This is a genomic window from Microbacterium sp. CFBP9023, assembly GCF_034045055.1.
Classification (GTDB): domain Bacteria; phylum Actinomycetota; class Actinomycetes; order Actinomycetales; family Microbacteriaceae; genus Microbacterium.
On sequence record NZ_JAXCWI010000001.1, the window covers coordinates 54146 to 71644 of the forward strand.

The following is a 17499-nucleotide window of genomic DNA, read 5'->3' on the forward strand; positions in this document are numbered from 1 at the left end:
GGGACGCGTGAACGGCGCCCGCGCTGATGCGCGAGAATGGTCAGGACGAAATGGAGGCGGCCCATGGCGCTGCGCGTTGGTGTGATCGGTGGAGGCCAGCTGGCTCGGATGATGATCGCTCCGGCGGTCGAGCTCGGACTCGAGCTGATGGTGCTCGCTGAGGACGAGGGGATGTCCGCGCAGCTCGCCGCGACGGCGGTCGGCGACTACCACGACCTCGAGGTCGTCCGCGCGTTCGTCCGCGACGTGGACGTCGTCACCTTCGACCACGAGCACGTGCCGCAGGAGGTGCTGCGGGCACTGGTCGCCGACGGGATCGCCGTGCACCCGGGGCCGGACGCCCTGCAGTTCGCCCAGGACAAGCTCCTGATGAGGGCGAGGCTCGAAGAGCTCGGGGTTCCTCAGCCGGACTGGGCGCCGGTGCGCGACTCCTCCGAGCTGCAGGCATTCCTCGACGAGCACGACGGGCAGGGTGTCGTGAAGACGCCCCGCGGCGGATACGACGGCAAGGGAGTCCGCGTGGTCCGAGAGGCCGGCGAGGCTCAGGACTGGTTCGACGGGCTCGCCGACGGCGAGGCGCTGCTGGTCGAGGAGCTGGTCGGATTCGTGCGCGAGCTCGCGCAGCAGGTGGCTCGTCGTCCCGGCGGCCAGATCGTCGCCTACCCGGTGGTCGAGACGGTGCAGCGCGGGGGCGTGTGCGCAGAGGTGATCGCGCCGGCGCCTCATGCGGCCGAGCGCCTCGTCCGGGTCGCCGAGGAGATCGGTCGATCGATCGCGGAAGGACTCGGGGTCACCGGGATGCTCGCGGTCGAGCTCTTCGAGACCGACGATGAGCGCATCCTCGTGAACGAACTCGCCATGCGTCCGCACAACAGCGGCCACTGGAGCCAGGACGGCGCAGTGACCGGGCAGTTCGAACAGCACCTGCGCGCTGTCGCGGACCTGCCCCTCGGCGACACCGCGCCTCAGGCGGCGTGGTCCGTGATGGTGAACATCCTCGGAGGGCCGCAGACCGGCACGCTCGGCGACCGTTTCGCCGGAGCCATGTCCGAGCATCCGTCGGCGAAGATCCACACCTACGGAAAGAGCCCGCGACCGGGTCGCAAGGTCGGGCACGTCAATGTGACGGGCGACGACCTCGACGACGCGGTGTACGTCGCGCGCGCCGCGGCGGCGCACTTCGACTGAGCGTGCGGTCAGGGGTGTGCCGTTCGGGGTTTCTCCCAGCACCAGACCGTAGCCTGAGTGGGTGACTGAGCCACTGCACTCCTCCACCGCGCCCCTCGTCGGCGTCGTCATGGGTTCCGACTCCGACTGGCGCGTGATGAGCGACGCCTCTCAGTCGCTGAGCGACTTCGCTATCCCGCACGAGGTGGAGGTCGTCTCGGCGCACCGCACCCCCGACAAGCTCATGCAGTACGCGCGGGAAGCGCGCGGTCGCGGCATCCGTGTGATCATCGCAGGTGCCGGCGGGGCCGCTCATCTTCCCGGGATGCTGGCCTCGATGACCGCGTTGCCGGTCATCGGAGTCCCCGTTCCGCTCGCGTACCTCGACGGGATGGACTCGCTTCTCTCCATCGTGCAGATGCCCGCCGGAATCCCGGTCGCGACGGTGTCGATAGCGGGAGCGCGCAACGCGGGCATCCTCGCGGCGCGGATCCTCGGCACCTCCGACGATGACCTCGCGGATCGTGTCGAGGCCTACGCGCTCGACCTCGAAGCGCAGGTCGAGGAGAAGAACGATCGGCTGAAGGGGTCCCTGTGACCCTTGCGCCGCCGCGAGGTACGGCGCGACCACTGATCGAGAGCCGCCCGATCCGGCATCCGAACACCGCCGATGCGGGGATGATGACCAAACGCGGGTGGTGGCTGGTGCTGCTCAATCTGCTGGTGCCCGGTTCTGCCCAGGTTCTCGCCGGCAATCGCAGGCTCGGACGCTTCGGTCTCGGCGCGACGCTGACCGCATGGCTGCTCGTGATCGTGGGCGCAGGGCTGGCGCTGTTCGCTCGTCCTGTGCTGCTGTGGCTCACGGTCGGCGGAGGCTGGTTCTCCGCGGTCATCCTGACTCTCGTCCAGGTGCTGCTGATCGCCTACCTCGTGCTGTGGGTGGTGCTCACCTTCGATGTGCTGCGGCTCGTCCGACTGGTCAGGGTCCCGGGCCCGTCCAAGTTCGCGATCCCACTCGTCGCCCTGCTTCTGCTCGGTCTCGTCGGAACCGGAACGGCATACGCGGCGTCGTACGTCGGCACAGCCCGGGGAACGATCAGCACGATCTTCGGACAGAGCGGGCCCAGCCTGCCGCCGAGCGAGGGGTATTACAACATCCTGCTGCTCGGAGCGGACAGCGGCGAGGGCCGAGACTCGATGAGGTTCGACAGCATCTCGGTGGTCTCGGTGAACGCGACCACCGGCGCCGTGACGATCACCGGGATCCCGCGCGAGCTGCCCAATGCACCCTTCAGCGAGGGAAGCCCGATGCAGGCTCTGTATCCGAACGGCTTCGAGGGTCACAGCTCCAGCGCGTGCGGCTGGAACGGCTGGATGAACCACGTGCGCAACGCGGCAGAGATCTGCCGTGACGACAACGGCACGGGACTGTACCCGGACGCCGCATCGCACGGTTCCGATCCCGGCATCGAGGCGACCAAGGATGCGGCGGAGGGCGTTCTCGGCATCGAGATCCCGTACTACGTCTTCGTCGACATGCACGGCTTCGCTGCGCTCGTCGACGCGCTCGGCGGTGTGGACATCACTGTGACGGAGCGGCTGCCCAAGGGCGGTCCGCCCGAGGGCACCGACCCGTATGACGTCGACGCATGGGCGATCGGGTGGATCGAGGTCGGCGAGCAGCACATGGACGGTGACACGGCGCAGTGGTATGCGCGATCGCGCTACACGACCAGCGACTGGGATCGGATGAAGCGCCAGCGCGAACTGCAGGAGGCGATCCTCGCGCAGTTCACCCCGCAGACGGTGCTCACGCGCTTCAACGAGGTGGCCGCCGCGGGTACCGCGCTGATCAGCACCGATCTGCCTCAGGACAAGCTGCCCGAGTTCTTCGACCTGATGACGAAGGCCCGGGAGCAGACCGTCGCCACGATCGAGCTCACTCCTGACAACGGGGTGGACGAGCACACCCCTGACTACGGGTACATCCACGAGCTGGTCCGGCAGACGCTGCACCCGCCGACGGAGACGCCGACGCCGACTCCGTGAGCGGTGGCGTCGATCGGGATGTTCTCCCTCGAATGGCCGGTGCGCATGAGTGAGCCCACGGCCGCCACCTGAGAGTGAAGGTGGCGGCCGTGGGCCTCCGGTTCAGGACCGGATTCACCAGACGACGGTGATCGGAGGGGGAGGGATCACCGTCGTCCAGTCGGTTCCCGCTGAAAGCGGGGACCTGACCTAGGCGCGCTTACGGCGCGTGACGCCTGTGGCGACGAGTACTCCACCAGCCACCAGAGCGGCTGCCCCACCTCCGAGAACCCACGGCGAGACGCTGCCACCCGTGAGGGCGAGCTCGAGCCCGCCGCCGGTGAGCGGAAGCTCCGTGCCCGCGGCCGCGACACCGGGATCGTGGTCGCAGCTCACCGCCGAATCGTGGCCGTGCGAGACGGTGATCGTCGCCGTGTACGACCGCGACCCGTCGAAGGCGAGTGCGTAGGAGCCCTCGCCGTCGGCCGGCGGGCGGAAGGTGACGACGAGGCTGCCGTCCGCCGCGGCCGTGTTGCCCGAGACAGCGGAGTCGCCCGCGTTGAGGCCAGAGACCGACACTCCGACGTTCTCAGACGGCAGGAAATAGCCTGCGCCGAAGACGACGGTGGACACTTCGCAGATGTCGATGATCGGATCATCGACGCTCACCCGCGGCGTGCCGGCATACGAGTCGGACTCGGTCGGAACGACCGGCGAGGCGGAGGCGACAGCAGGTGCCATGAGCACGAGTACGCCAGCGGTAAGGCTGATGGCAGCCAGTTTCTTCAGCATGATTCTCCCCAGAAATACACGCGGAATCGCCTTCGGATACACCCCTGCATCCGACTGCGTGAGCTCTTCCTGTCCCCACGACAGAATTGCAGAACTCAGATATTCCCCAGTGAGAATGACCCTACCTCATCGAAACAGGAAAGTCACGACGCGCAACGCAGTTGTTCGCGGGACACGTCAGGCGCGGTGACCATGGGCGTGTGGTCGACCACCGTCAGTCGTTCTCCGGCGCCGGTTCCCTGATATTCGACGGTGATCGTCGACGATTCGCCCGGAGCCAGCAGCACCTCGTGCTGAACGGCGGAGCGGGAGCCGAGCAGAGCCGTCTGCACGCTGATCTCTTCCCCGTCACCGTCGATGTGGGAGGGGGTGGCACCCTCGGGCCCGTACACCGTGATCAGGGTCCTGGTCGATCCGGGAGGCACTCCGTAGAACCCGTCTGCGGTCACGTATGGCGGCAGCGCCGTCCCGGCGTCCGCGGGCGCGTCGTTCTTCCAGGTCACCGTCACCTGCGTGGTCGGTTTGCCGTCGCACGTGCCGATCGACGTCGTGATGGCCGCGTCCGCGTAGAAGTCCATCTTCCCGCCGGTCGTGTCGTTGAAGAGCACGCCGACGTGGGTCTGGGGGCCGTCCTCGGGCAGCGCCCCGCCGAGCGTCGACGCCGACAGGATCGCCTCCTCATCCTCGTGCGCGCTCCAGATGCGGATGCGTCGCTCATCGGCAGACTCCGCGAGAGCGGCGACGAGATCCTTCGGGGCGGCTTCCGTGAGCGCGGCGGACAGAAGCGCTCCCGCGGCCTGCGAGAAGACCTCGTCCTGCGCGGACGGGTCGGGCACGCTCGCGTAGATCTCTGAGAGCAGCAGGTTCACGACGGTGTCCTCCGTGGCGGTGAACGGCCCGAACGCGAGCGGACCCGTGGCTGCGATCAGGTCTTCCGTCATCACCGCGTCGACCGCGATGACGCCGTCGACAGATTGCCCGAAGCGGTTCTGCCAGCGCGTCGCGATCGCCGGCCCGGCCTCGGTGAAGTCGGGGATGCTCGTCAGGTTCTGCAGGTATCGACCGGGGCGGTCCTCGAAGAGGGCCACGGTCGATTCGCTGAGGGGGATCGGCGTGTCGAGGGCCGGGAAGTCCTGCGTGGAGGCTTGCTGGACGAGCGTGATCCGGCCGTTCTCGGCGTGCAGCAGGGCGATCGCCCCGATGATGCCGCCGGACGATCGCAGCTCGGCATTGTTCTGCATCGCGAGCACATAATTGCGGGGACCCTCGCCGCCGAGCATGCTGGGCAGCAGTGCGGACGCTCCATGCAGCGCTCCCACGACGGTGGCAGCCTGCGTGACGGCCGATCGCATCTCTCTCACGGCATCGGCGAGTGGAGGAATCGTCGCGCCCGCGTCGATGTCGAGCGCTCGCGTCTCCGCAGAGGTCAGCGTGGCACTCGCCTCAGCCAACGGGGGCTCGATCTGCGCGAAAGGCGTGAGGTCCACGACGCCGCCCGAGAGTCCGAGACTCGCCAGATCGAGTTCCTCAGCGGCGGCCAGCACCGGAACGAGCGCGTCCGACGCGACGTCGTCGGCGATCTCGGCGACGTCGCTCACCGCTGAGAAGTTCGGTCCGAGCCAGGGCAGCAGACCGAAGCCTGACCAGATCGGATCTGATGTCAGGTCGTGCGCGGACCCCGCGTGGTGAGCGATGCGCGCAGAGAGCGCCGCGGCCGTGTCGAGGTCGCCCTGCCCGATCGCCTGCTTGAGCTTCGACGACGCCGCGGAGACCTGCTGCAGATCGTTCACAGCACCGATTCCGCGGATGCCCACCCAGCCGATCGCGAGCACGATGAGGGTCACGATCACGCCGATGGTCCACCGCAACCATCGACGACGCACAGGCAGACGTCCGTCACTCACCCCTGCATTCAAGCACGAAGCGAGATATCGGCGGCGGACGGCCCCGCAATCCTCCGCGCACCCGGTGCTGCTCCCAGGTTCGGGGCGGGTGGGCGATTACTGTTGTCGCATGGGTGCTCGGCTGCGTGTTGTTCTGGATCAGCTGACGCATGTCGTGCACGCGGACCACGCCTCAGCCGCGTCGGACCTCACCGCTGCGCTCATCTCGACCGCCCCCTCCGGGTGCGAGGTCGAGGCCATCGTCCCGTCGGGCGTCGACGTGCAGATCCCGGGTCTGGTCGACGTGCGCAGACTGTCACTCGCGCGGCGCGAGCTCGCGGCGTCCTGGCAGTTGGGCATCGTCCCCGGGGTGGGCGGGGGGCTCATCCACTCGCCGACCCTGATGGCTCCGCTGGTGCGTCACGACCGCCTGCACGACCTCGATCAGACGACAGTCACGCTGTGGGATCTGCAGGCGTGGGACGAGCCGGATTCGCTCACCAAGTCCGTGGTCGCCTGGCAGCGGGCGATGCTGAAGCGAGCCGTCAAGCACGCGGATGCCGTCGTGGTGCCCTCCCACTCGGTCGGTGAGCGACTGGCGGAGATCGCGAAGCTGAGCGGACGGATCCGCGTCATCCCTGGGGCCGCCCCAACTGCTCTGGTTATGCCCCTCGACGCGCGAGAACGACGAGCCGCTCTGTCCCTGACGGAAGGGTATGTGCTGCTCACCGGATCGGCGCAGTCGCTCGAGCACGGCTTCCGGGCAGCTGTCGCATCCGGCAGGGATGCCGTCGTGCTCGACGCTCCGGAGGGGGCAGAACCGCGACTCGTCGAGGTCGCAGTGGCCGCCGGGCTGCCTGAAGCACGGGCCCACATCCGTGGCGCTCTGTCGACGGAGGATCGGGCGGCCGTCTTCGCCGGGGCGTCGGCGCTGGTCGCGACCAGCCCACGCGCTGCGTGGCCATGGCGTGCGGTCGAGGCCATGACCCTCGGTGTGCCGGTGGTCGCCGTCGACAGCGGAGTCCATCAGGATGTGATCGCTGACGGGGGCGCGATCGTGCCGTCGACCGAGATGGCCGAGGCCGTGGTCGATGCGGTCGGAGACGGCGCACGGCGTCTGAGCGTGCTCGGCGCGGATCGATCGAGGTCGTTCTCCTGGCTCGGCGCGGCCGAGCGTGTGTGGGGACTCCACGCGGATCTCTGAGACGACCCTCACCGCTGTCGTCGAGCTCGCCGACAGCGTCAGCGGGCTCTCAGGAGCGCATGACCTCGACGGCTTCCGCGCTCGGTCCGTCGAAGCGCACTTTGCCCTTCTGAAGCAGGATGCCGCGGTCGCACAGGTTCGAGACCATGTTGAGGTCGTGGCTGACCACGACGAGCGTCTTCCCCTCAGCGTGCAGTTCGCGCACGCGAGCGAGGCACTTCTTCTGGAACGGCTCGTCGCCGACCGAGAGGATCTCGTCGATCAGCAGGACGTCCATCTCGGTGTGGATCGCCACGGAGAACGCGAGTCTGAGGAACATGCCGGACGAATAGTGCTTCACCTCGGTGTCGATGAACTGCTCGATCTCGCTGAACGCGACGATCTCGTCGTACCGAGCCTCGGTCTCCTTCTTGCTCATGCCGAGGATCGCGGCGTTGAGGAAGATGTTCTCGCGTCCGGACAGATCGGGGTGGAACCCCGCGCCGACCTCGATCAGGCCGGCGATGCGGCCGCGAGTGAGCACGGTGCCGGCATCGGGCTCGAGAACACCCGAGATCAGCTTGAGCATCGTCGACTTGCCCGATCCGTTGAAACCGAGGAGAGCGACGGACTCGCCCTGCTGGATGTCGAACGACACGCCGTCCAGGGCGTGGAAGTCGGTCGTCAGCGGCTTGCGACGGATCGCGGCGAGAGCCGTCTCCTTGATCGAATGCGTGTGCCGGAGTTTGAAGGTCTTGTGGACGTCGTCGATGATGATCCGCGGAAGTGGCTGCGCATCAGAGATCTTGGGCAAAGCGGCCCTCCAGTCGGCGGAAGACGAGCTGGCCGATGACCAGCGCGATGAGAGACGTCACGAGGGCGATGAGCCCATACATCCACACGTCGGGGAGCGGGGACGCGTCAGGCCCGAGCGGGAACCAGACGCCGTAGTGGAAGAGCTCCACGGCGGCGGTGATGGGGTTCAGTCGATAGAGGACGAAGAGCCAGTCGGGTACGACATTGGCGACCTGCGTCCACTCGTACATCACGGGGGAGGCCCAGATCGCGACCATCACGATGATCTCGACGAAGCTCTGCGCATCGCGGAACGTCACGTTGATCGACCCGAAGAAGAGCCCGAGACCACTGGCGAGCACGGCGATGATGACGAGTGCGAGAAGGATGGCGCCGAGCGAGGCGAAGGTGGGAGCCCACCCGAAGAACAGCGAGATGGCGATCACGACGATGATCTGCGGCACCGTGTTCACGGCGGCGATCATCATGCTGGCGATCGGGAACATCTCGCGAGGCAGGTAGATCTTCTTGATGAGCGCCGCGTTGTCGACCAGGGACCGGGTGCCGTTGGAGAAGGCCTCGTTGAAGAAGGTCACCACGGTGATGCCCGAGAGCAGATAGATCGGGAAGTAGTCGACGCGGTCGTTCAGGCCGAGGAAGACGCCGATCGCGACGAAGAACACCACGAACTGCACGAGTGGCTTCACGTACGACCACAGCCAGCCGAAGATGGACCCCCGATACCGGATCTGGACTTCCTTGCGCACGATGAGCGAGAGGAGATGCCGTTGCCGGAAGACCTCGAGGAGCCCTCGATTCGCGCCAGGAGTCGTCATTCTCTGGTCGTCGGCTGTGCGAGCCTGTTGCACCGCGATTCCACCTTCCGAGGCGCCGACGGTCTCGGGCGCACCGAGAGCAATCATACGATCCTCCGCGCGGTGTCCCTGGCAGATCGATGGGGATGCGCCCGAACGCGCGGCACAGGCGCAACCCAGGGTCAGGGGCTGGGCCGCTGGTAGGATCGCGGAGGTCTCGTGCGTCCGTCGATCCGAAAGCAAACTGTATCCGTGACACCTCTTCAAGCTCTCGATCAGCCTGCACTCTTCCGCTTCGAGGACCCGCAGACGGGCGCCGATCTGTCGGAGCGCGAACGCCGCCTTCTCGTCGGCGCGTTGAACTTCCACGCGCTCATGGCACCTCAGCGAAAGCTGCGGATCCATCTCTACGACGGCTCGGTGGAGACGACGCCTCGACTGACCGACGACAGCACGTTCGACGGACTCTCGAGGAACAACCGACACCGCATCGGGAGCTTCGACATCGTCAGCTCCGTCTCCGTCGAAGAGCGTGAGCCCGAGCGTGCGGAAGCGGCCTCGGCCCGTCTCGTGGCGTCGCCCGCCAGGCATCTGCACGTGTCATCCGACGATGTGCTCGACTCGGACCCTTACCGCCCGCAGCGTCCCGGCCTGGTCGGCCGGATCGCACGGAGCGTCAAGTCGCGCGCGCCGCTGCTCTACGACGACGCCCGGGACCTCTCGCTGCTCAGATTCCGCCGCAAGCTCACGACGGCCATCGAGCCTCGTGATTACGAGGCGGAGTTCCGTCCGGGGGGCGCACACGAGGACGACGTGATCGTGCCGGCCGGCCCGGTTCTCGACGGGGCGCCGAAGGCCGTGATCATCGGACTCCACTGGTTCGAGCTCGGTGGCGCCGAACTCTGGGCGTTCGAAACGGTGCGTCTGGTGCGCGAAGCCGGCTTCCTTCCCATCGTGCTGACCAATCGGGACTCTCACCAGCCATGGGTCACGCGGCCCGAGCTCGACGGAGCGCTGCTCATCCCGTTCTCCGAGCCCACCGTCACCTCGCAGACCGCCGGCGTCGAACCGCTGCTCCGCTCGCTGCTGCGCACCTTCGACGTGCGCGGTGTCGTCATCCACCACAACCAGTGGCTGTACGACCGGGTCGCCTGGATCGCCGCATCGCGTCCCGGCATCCCCATCATCGACAGCACTCACATCGTCGAGTACACCGGCGGCGGGTATCCGCTGAGCAGTGCGATCGCGTCCCGATCGATCACGACGCATCACGTCATCTCGCCGAGCCTCGCCCGCTGGATGACCGATGTGCAGCGCATCCCTGCTGACCGTGTGGTCATGGCACCGCTCGGCGGACTCACCGTGAAGCCGAAGGATGCCGTGTTCCGTCCGCGGACCGCGGGTGAGCAGTTCACCGTCGCGTTCATCGGCCGGATGGCCCGGCAGAAGGCGCCCGAGGTGTACATCACCATGGCGAGGCGGTTGAAGCGCCAGGGATACTCGCTGCGTTTCATCCTTCACGGCGGCGGCGAGCTGTCGAGCTGGGTCGATGACATCATCCGTGCCGAGGGGCTGGGGGAGGACATCGTCCGACGCAGCTCGGACACCCCTGTCTCCGAGACGCTCGATGAAGCGCATGTGCTCGTCGTCGCGTCACACAATGAGGGACTCACGCTCACGACGCTCGAGGCGATCGCACACGGTGTGCCCGTGATCTCGACGGATGTCGGTGCACAGAGCGACATCATCCCCGAATCCGCTCTGGTTCCGCGTCACGCACGTGTCGCCGCCCGTCGACTCGCCGAGGCGGTGGCCCCGCTCGTCGACGACGAGGAGTCGAGGGAAGCGCTGTGGCGGAAGGAGCGCAAGGCGGAGAAGAAGTTGCTGTCCCAGCAGTCCGCGAGTTCATGGTTCAAGGAAGAGGTGGGCTCATGGTGAGTGTCGCTGGAGTGGTCGTCACGTTCAATCGGCTCGAGAAGCTGAAGACGGTGATCGCATCGATCGAGGCGCAGACGCACGCCGTCGAGACGCTGTTCGTCATCGACAACGCCTCGACCGACGGCACGGCGGAGTACCTGGCATCCCTCGAGACGTCCGTCCCCCTCGAAGTCGTGACCATGTCGACCAACTCCGGGGGAGCGGGTGGCTTCTCCGAGGGGATGCTGCGCGGATACGCCTCCGGCGCGGACCACGTGTGGATCATGGACGATGACTGCTATCCGAAGCCGGAAGCGCTCGAGAGCCTCATCGCCGGATTCGACGGGGCCGTCCAGGAACTCGGCGGCGACGTCCCCTTCGCATGTTCCGTCGTCGAGTTCACCGACGGCAGCATCTGCGAGATGAACAACCCCGTGACGACGTGGGACTGGGGTCGTCTGCTCGTCAAGGGCCAGAACAATGTCATGGTCACAGCGTGCTCGTTCGTCTCCGTGCTCATTCCACGCTGGGCGATCGCGGAGTACGGGCTTCCCTACTCCGAGTACTTCATCTGGTTCGACGACCGCGAGTACACCCTTCGCCTCACCGCTCGCTGTCCCGGCGTGCAGGTGCTCGACAGCGTCGTGGTCCACGACATGGGCGACAACCGCGGAGTGAACTTCGCGATGGTCGACCGCAAGAGCCTCTGGAAGTTCTCGTACGGCGTGCGCAACGAGGCCTCCTGGCAGCTGCACCATCGCGGATTCCTGTACTTCATCGAGTTCGGCGCACGGCTTTTCGTGAGCCTGCACCGCGGTCGCGTCCCGCTGGATCTGCGCGCGAAGCTGCTCGGCAAGTGGCTGAAGGGCATCACCTTCAATCCGAAGGTCCGCTACCCGGAGGCTGAGGCGGCGTGAGCTGGGTCTCGATCCTGCCCGCACTGATCGTCACCGGAGCTCTTCTCTTCCTCCCGGGACTCCTGCTCGGCTTCCTCATCCGCCTGCGCGGAATGAGACTCCTCGCGCTGGCACCGGCGCTGAGCGTCTCCCTCGTCGCGGTCGCCGCCATCGCAGCGCCTTTCGTGGGAATCCGATGGAGCATCCTGCCCGTCCTCGTACTCACCGCGGTGGCGTCGCTCGCCGCCTTCTTCTGGTCGAAGCACGTCGGAGTCCCGGCGCGACCACGCACGCACGTGAGCGCGAGGCAGCTGGTCGCGATCATCGTCTCCATCGCAGTGCCCGCTGCGCTGATCGCGTTCGTGCTCGTGCGGAGCATGCACGACCCAGAGTTCTTCTCACAGCGTTACGACAACTTCTTCCATCTGAACGCTGTGCAGTACGTCCTGGACACCGGGAACGCATCGCCGCTGTGGCTGGGAAGCATGACGTCGCCGGCCGGCGTCCCCTTCTACCCGTCCGGATGGCACGCGCTCGTCTCCATCGTCGTCGCCCTGAGCGGAGCATCCGTGCCCCTCGCCACCAATGCGATGATCATCGTCGTCGCGGCGGTCGTCTGGCCGATCGGTGCGGTGTTCCTCGTGCGCGAGCTTCTGGGACGAAACCAGATCATGACGGTGATCGCGGGCGCTCTGGCTGCCGCCTTCCCCGCGTTCCCCTTCCTGCTCCTGCACTACGGGGTGCTCTATCCGCTGTTCCTCGGCCTGGCCGTGGCTCCGGCCGCGATCGTCGTCGCCTGGTGGCTGCTCAGGCCCGGGCGAGTGTCGCGCCGCCAGGACTGGGCCCTGCTGTTGATGCTCGTCGTGCCGGGCCTGGGTGTCGCGCACCCCGGGGCTCTCATGGCGGTCGTCGCTCTCACGGTGCCTTTCGTCCTTGCCAGGCTTCTGCATCAGATGAGGGCTCCCGGACGCCCGCGGGTGATCGCGATCGGCCTGCTCGTCGCCTACGCCGCCGTCGGCGTGGTCCTCCTGCAGGTCGTGCGTCCCCCCGGAAGCCAGATCTACTGGCCCATCATCAACACCGTGCCCGACTCCATCGGAGAGGTCGTCGCGGCGAGCGTGTACGGCTACCCGAGTTCGCTCGGGATCACCGCGCTGATGATCATCGGCGCGTACAGCGTGATCCGCCGAGGCACCTATGCGCGGTGGTCGGTCCTGGCGATGGCGGTCATCTCCGCCGTGCTCTACATCATCGTGTCGGCGTCACCGTATGAGACGCTCCGGTTCTGGTTCACGGCCCCGTGGTACAACAACCCGCCTCGTATCGCCGCGTTCTGGGCGATCGGAGTCCTCCCGCTCGCTGCGCTCGGTGGCATCGTGCTGGTCACATGGCTTCTTCGTCAGCGCCTGCTCGCGCCGGTGCGGCGCTTCTCCGAGCGTCTGCCGATCGTCCTGATCGCCGTCGTCGTGATCGCACTCGTCGGAGTCACCCAGAACGCCGCGATCCGGCAGGCCGCAGCAGATATCGAGTTCACCTACGAGCTGCGACCGGGTGGGCCGATCCTGTCTCCGGACGAGCTCGATCTCATGGAGGATCTCGACGAGCTCGTTCCCGAGGATGCCGTCATCGCGGGGGACCCGTGGACCGGAGCGTCCTTCGCCTATGGCGTGAGCGGGCGACGCGTCCTCATGCCGCATCTCCTGATGGACCTCACCGACGACGCCGAGGCGATCAACACGAAGCTGAACACAGACGGCGACTCTCCGCAGGTGTGCGACGCCCTCGAGGACACCGGTGTCGCGTACGTCCTCGACTTCAGCGCCGACGGCGACTTCCAGGAGAACGACGGCGACTACTCGGGACTCGACGACCTCGAGAGCTCGCCTTACGTCGAGCTCGTCGAGCAGCGCGGAGATGCGAAGCTCTACAAGATCGTCTCGTGCGGACTCGGCTCATGACGTACGAGATCTTCGTGCCTTTCTGGGGAGACCCCGAACAGCTCTACGAGACCGTCGAATCGGTGCGCGCCCAGACGGACCCGGACTGGCGGCTGACCGTCATCGACGACTGTTATCCCGATGACTCTGTCGCGGCGCACTTCGACGAGGAGTCGGACGAGCGGATCATCTACACCCGGAACGAGCACAACGTCGGGATCACCGAGAACTTCCGGGAGTCGGTCCGCCGCGCGTCCGGGGACTTCGTCACGATCCTCGGCTGCGACGACCTCCTGCACCCGAACTACGTGGCGGTCGTCCGCGCCGCGGCGCGTGCCGTGCCCCACGCGGATGTGATCCAGCCGGGAGTCCAGGTCATCGATGAGCGCGGCGCGGTCGTGCTGCCCCTCGTCGATCGGATCAAGCAGCGCCTGCTCACCCCGAAGGGCCAGGGGATCACCGTGTTCAACGGCCCTGACATGGCCACGACGCTGATCCGGGGCAACTGGCTGTATTGGCCCTCGCTCTCGCTGCGGGTCGAGACGCTGCGCAGGATCGACTTCACGGATGACCTCGCCGTCATCCAGGATCTCGCTCTCCTCATGGACATCGCGTTCGACGGGGGCACGCTGGCGTATACGCCGCCGCTCGCGTTCTCCTATCGGCGTCATCTTGCGAGCGCGTCTCAGAAGACGCTGCTCGACGGCAGTCGTTTCCTCGACGAGCGTCGGTACTACCGCATCGCGCGTCGATCGGCCGCTGCGCGGGGATGGAGCCGCACAGCGCGGACCGCGAGAGTACGTCTCATGTCCCGTCTGCACGGGATCGCCGCGTTGCCCCTCGTCCTGAGGCATGGCACGGCGCGGGGTGTGCGGTCGGCCCTGGCACACGTCGCGGATCCCCGCTGAGGGTCGGCACGGGAAGCGGCTCAGCCGCTGTCTACGGGGCTGAGCGGCCTCGGCTGAGTCGCCGTGCCGCGGCGACGCGACGTGATGCCTCGCGCCAGGCACGGAGAAGCATCCACCGCGACTGCAGAGCCTTGCGGAGACCCCGTGGTCTCGGTGCCGACGCGTTGGCATCGTGCAGCCGACGTCGCAGAACCGGGCTCTGCACATGCGCGAGCACACGGGCCGTGTTGCCGACCGTCGCGATCCACAGGTCGTGGGACTCGACCAGGAACCGCGGGAAAGGCAGGATCAGCTCCGAGGCCTCACGTCGGATCGCCATCGCGCAGCCGTAGTAGGGGGCATCGCCGGCCAGCAGACGCAGCTCGTTCGCCAGCGATCCGCCCGAGGGCAGCGGAGCGAGGCGCCAGGGTCGTCCGGTGAGCGGCGAGCTCAGTGGCGAGTCGTCAGGGAGCAGCACCAGGTCGCCGGCGGCGATCGAGCGGTCGCGGAGTGCCTCGACCAACAGGTCGCGACGCCCGGGGACCCACTCATCGTCCTGGTCGGAGAGGAAGATGACGTCACGGTCCGCCAGCGACAGCGCACGCTCGAACGTCTTGACGTAACCGAGGTTCTTCGGGTTTCTGTACACGGTCACGCGCGCATCGCGGTATGTCTCGAGAAGGGCGACGGTGCCGTCGGTACTCGCGTCGTCGACGATGACGACCTGATCGTCCGGCCGCAGTCCCGCGAGGATCGAGTCGAGTTGCTCGCGCAGATACCCTGTGCCGTTGTACGTCGCCATGCATACGCACACGGTCTCAGTCATGTGCGACTCCTCCCTCAGACGGTGCCACGAGAGCGAAAGCCGCCCGCCTCTCCCGCAGCAGATGATGTGTTCCGGCCGACCCGACGACGGCGAGGATCACGAGCTCCGAGGCGGCGAGGCCGGCGATGATCCCGCTGAGACCCCACTGGGACGCCCAGATCATGAGCGGCACTCCGACGACAGCGGCGCCGAGGGTGCCGTAGAGCACGTAGCGGTTCAGGCCGGCCGGCACCAGGACGTTGCGGATGAAGGGGGTCGTCAGGCTCGTCAGCGCGAAGGTGGCGCCGAAGCCCAGGAACACGGCGATCTCGGGCGTCGCTGCCCGGCCGAACAGGAGCGTGGACAGCACAGGGCCGAGCAGAGCCAGCGCCGTACCGCCGAAGAGAGCGAGGGCTGTGTGGAGGCCGAATGCCACGAGATGGCGGCGCGCCCGGCCATGCGCATAAGACACTTCGAGCACCCACTTCTGCAGAGTGTTCGACAGCACCGTGACGGCGAAGAGGGCGATGCGGAAGAACTTGTCGGCGGAGGTCGCCTGACCACTGGCCGTCGCGCCGAGGAGGCCCTGGGCGAGCGGGATGGGCGCAGAGGTGTAGGTTCCGCCGATCGTCTCGGCCGCGGCGACCGAGACGTTCGCGCGATATGCGCGCAGGATGCGCCGCCCGGCGAACGGAGGCACGGGTCGTCGGTAGAGGCGGAGGTTCAGAAGCAACGGGCCGGTGAGGAAGCCGATCAGAGTGAGGACCGGATACCACAGCAGCTGCTCGGTGAGCAGGAGGAGCGGGATCGCGAGAGCGACGCTGAGGCTCACCGGCACGGTCTCGAACAGCAGGACGACCCGCGCATCCCCGACGCCGACTGCGTACCAGACGACGGTCATGGCCGCGGCGGTGGTCGCCAGCGTGACGAGGGCGGCGACAAGGCGGAACTCGGGGGGAACCAGGGCCGAGCTGAGGGCGGCACCGACGAGTCCCGCCGCGACGACGAGCAGTCCGCGGCACCAGAACGAATCACCGAAGAGCTGACGTCGGGCGTCGTCGTCGGCACTGAGCGCGATGCGCGCTCCGCCCGAGATGTTCCAGCCGAATCCCGCGACTATCGCGCAGACGGTTCCCACGGCCTGAGCCGTCCCCACGGAGCCCCACGCCGCCAGACCGAAGACGTTCGGGATGATCGGCAGCAGGAACAGCGGCGCGACGAATGAGATCAGAGGAACGGCGCTGAAGCCCGCGAAGCGTGACAGCAGAACCTTCATCGATGGGACTCCTCGGACCATTGCGGCCCGACACCATTCCGGATGGCGCGGACGTGAACGCGTGCGACCCTAGACTACTTGAGTCGGCGTGAACGAGAGGTCAGGGTCCCATGGTTGGTGTCATCGTGCTCGCCGCCTACCGACCTTCCCGGGAACTCTTCACCCGCCAGCTCGCCTCTATTCGCGATCAGACGGTCACCGACTGGGAGTGCATCATCTCCGTCGACGGAGAACTGGAGACCGTCGAGGAGGTCGTCGCCGAGGTCGCGGCCGGGGACGAGCGCTTCCGCATCGTCGCGGACGGCAGACGCCTGGGTTTCTACCTGAACTTCGAGAGGGGTCTCGCAGCGGTGCCCGCCGAGACCGAGTGGGTGGCGCTGAGCGACCAGGACGACTTCTGGTATCCCGACAAGCTCGAGAAGCTGCTCCCGTACCTCTCGGATTCGGCGATCGTCTCCGGGCAGGCGCGTCTGGTGTCCCATCCCGGTGACGAGGTGCTCGGATTCACCGACCGCCGGCAGCTCGACCCGGCATCGACGATGATCGTGAATCAGTTCACCGGTTCGCTATGCCTCTTCCGCCGAGACCTGCTGACGACGGCGCTGCCGTTTCCCCGCCTCTCCTCACACACGGTCGCGCACGATCACTGGCTCGCTGTCGTCGGGATGGCGCAGGGAGGCGGTCGCATCGCGGATGAGGTCGTGCAGGACTACGTGCAGCACTCCGCGAACGTGTTCGGCGACCCGAGCAGGCTGAGACTCGGACCGATCGCGACTCTGCGGAGAGCCTGGGGCAATGCCGTCACGTTCGCCGTGCGGTACGAGGGGGCGGCGACGCCGTCCGCGATGACCCGGATGCTGTTCTGGATCTATGTGGGGTGGCGCCAGCTCATGGCGCAGACGCTCCTGGAGCGTGATCCCCGCGCGGCACGCGCGATCGAGTTGGATCGGCTCTTCGGCTCGGGTCGGCGACTGCCGGTGACCCTGGGGATGTTGCGGAGGGTTCGCCGCACGCGGGCCGTCCCGACGCCTTTCGTCATCGCCTATGTCGCGAGCTGGGCAGCGGGGTGGCTGATCCGGGGCCGGCGGCGCACTCCGACGGTGGCACGCTGAGCGGTC

General features: G+C 67.2%; 15 protein-coding genes. 9 read left to right on the plus strand and 6 right to left on the minus strand.

Translation table 11 applies throughout. The features are described from left to right. Window positions 1–63: 63 nt before the first annotated feature. The 3 genes from SOM10_RS00245 (at window position 64) to SOM10_RS00255 (ending at window position 3216) form a co-directional block, all read left to right on the plus strand. Window positions 64–1188 (plus strand): 5-(carboxyamino)imidazole ribonucleotide synthase, encoded by a 1125-nt coding sequence (locus SOM10_RS00245; RefSeq protein ID WP_320487928.1) that lies wholly within the window; start codon window positions 64–66, stop codon window positions 1186–1188. Window positions 1189–1297: 109 nt separating this feature from the next. Then, window positions 1298–1765, plus strand: coding sequence for a 5-(carboxyamino)imidazole ribonucleotide mutase (gene purE / locus SOM10_RS00250; RefSeq protein ID WP_053099056.1), 468 nt, complete (start codon window positions 1298–1300; stop codon window positions 1763–1765). Between the two features lie 80 nt (window positions 1766–1845). After that, window positions 1846–3216 carry an LCP family protein gene (locus SOM10_RS00255; protein WP_222839157.1) on the plus strand — a complete coding sequence of 457 codons (1371 nt, stop codon included), beginning with the start codon at window positions 1846–1848 and terminating at the stop codon, window positions 3214–3216. 189 nt (window positions 3217–3405) lie between these two features. Here SOM10_RS00255 and SOM10_RS00260 read toward each other — a convergent pair whose 3' ends face one another. Together SOM10_RS00260 and SOM10_RS00265 are read right to left on the minus strand one after the other, a co-directional pair. Continuing rightward, window positions 3406–3987, minus strand: a complete 582-nt coding sequence (locus SOM10_RS00260) for a hypothetical protein (RefSeq protein WP_053095618.1) — start codon at window positions 3985–3987, stop codon at window positions 3406–3408. A 143-nt stretch (window positions 3988–4130) separates the two neighbouring features. Then, entirely contained in the window at window positions 4131–5891 is a 1761-nt protein-coding gene (locus SOM10_RS00265; RefSeq protein ID WP_320487929.1) for a DUF4012 domain-containing protein, read from the minus strand. A gap of 109 nt (window positions 5892–6000) precedes the next feature. Here SOM10_RS00265 and SOM10_RS00270 point away from each other — a divergent pair, with 109 nt between their 5' ends. Continuing rightward, window positions 6001–7074, plus strand: a complete 1074-nt coding sequence (locus SOM10_RS00270; RefSeq protein WP_072591032.1) for a glycosyltransferase — start codon at window positions 6001–6003, stop codon at window positions 7072–7074. Window positions 7075–7123: 49 nt separating this feature from the next. Here the strand turns inward: SOM10_RS00270 and SOM10_RS00275 are convergent, their stop codons facing one another. Continuing rightward, window positions 7124–7867, minus strand: a complete 744-nt coding sequence (locus SOM10_RS00275; RefSeq protein WP_053095621.1) for an ABC transporter ATP-binding protein — start codon at window positions 7865–7867, stop codon at window positions 7124–7126. After that, window positions 7851–8684: an ABC transporter permease gene (locus tag SOM10_RS00280; protein ID WP_053099057.1), complete on the minus strand. Its 834-nt coding sequence runs from the start codon at window positions 8682–8684 to the stop codon at window positions 7851–7853. Before SOM10_RS00280 ends, SOM10_RS00275 begins: the two co-directional genes overlap by 17 nt. Before the next feature lie 231 nt (window positions 8685–8915). Between SOM10_RS00280 and SOM10_RS00285 the strand changes: the two genes are divergently transcribed. From SOM10_RS00285 to SOM10_RS00300, 4 genes are read left to right on the plus strand one after another with little or no spacing between them, the layout of a single operon-like run. Then, a complete protein-coding gene (locus tag SOM10_RS00285) occupies window positions 8916–10601 on the plus strand; it encodes a glycosyltransferase (protein WP_056278150.1) in 1686 nt (561 codons plus the stop codon). Beyond that, on the plus strand, window positions 10595–11497 hold the full coding sequence (locus SOM10_RS00290) for a glycosyltransferase family 2 protein (RefSeq protein ID WP_056278153.1): 903 nt from the start codon (window positions 10595–10597) through the stop codon (window positions 11495–11497). Before SOM10_RS00285 ends, SOM10_RS00290 begins: the two co-directional genes overlap by 7 nt. Continuing rightward, a complete protein-coding gene (locus SOM10_RS00295) occupies window positions 11494–13434 on the plus strand; it encodes a DUF6541 family protein (protein ID WP_320487932.1) in 1941 nt (646 codons plus the stop codon). The genes SOM10_RS00290 and SOM10_RS00295 overlap by 4 nt, the downstream gene beginning before the upstream one ends. Next, window positions 13431–14321, plus strand: coding sequence for a glycosyltransferase (locus tag SOM10_RS00300; RefSeq protein WP_320487933.1), 891 nt, complete (start codon window positions 13431–13433; stop codon window positions 14319–14321). The genes SOM10_RS00295 and SOM10_RS00300 overlap by 4 nt, the downstream gene beginning before the upstream one ends. Window positions 14322–14352: 31 nt before the next feature. Here SOM10_RS00300 and SOM10_RS00305 read toward each other — a convergent pair whose 3' ends face one another. Both SOM10_RS00305 and SOM10_RS00310 read right to left on the minus strand, forming a co-directional pair. Further along, entirely contained in the window at window positions 14353–15126 is a 774-nt protein-coding gene (locus SOM10_RS00305) for a glycosyltransferase (RefSeq protein ID WP_320487934.1), read from the minus strand. Beyond that, window positions 15119–16381, minus strand: a complete 1263-nt coding sequence (locus SOM10_RS00310; RefSeq protein WP_320487935.1) for a hypothetical protein — start codon at window positions 16379–16381, stop codon at window positions 15119–15121. Before SOM10_RS00310 ends, SOM10_RS00305 begins: the two co-directional genes overlap by 8 nt. A 110-nt stretch (window positions 16382–16491) precedes the next feature. Here SOM10_RS00310 and SOM10_RS00315 point away from each other — a divergent pair, with 110 nt between their 5' ends. After that, complete coding sequence (locus tag SOM10_RS00315; RefSeq protein WP_320487936.1) at window positions 16492–17493, plus strand: glycosyltransferase; 1002 nt, start codon at window positions 16492–16494, stop codon at window positions 17491–17493. Window positions 17494–17499: the final 6 nt, after the last annotated feature.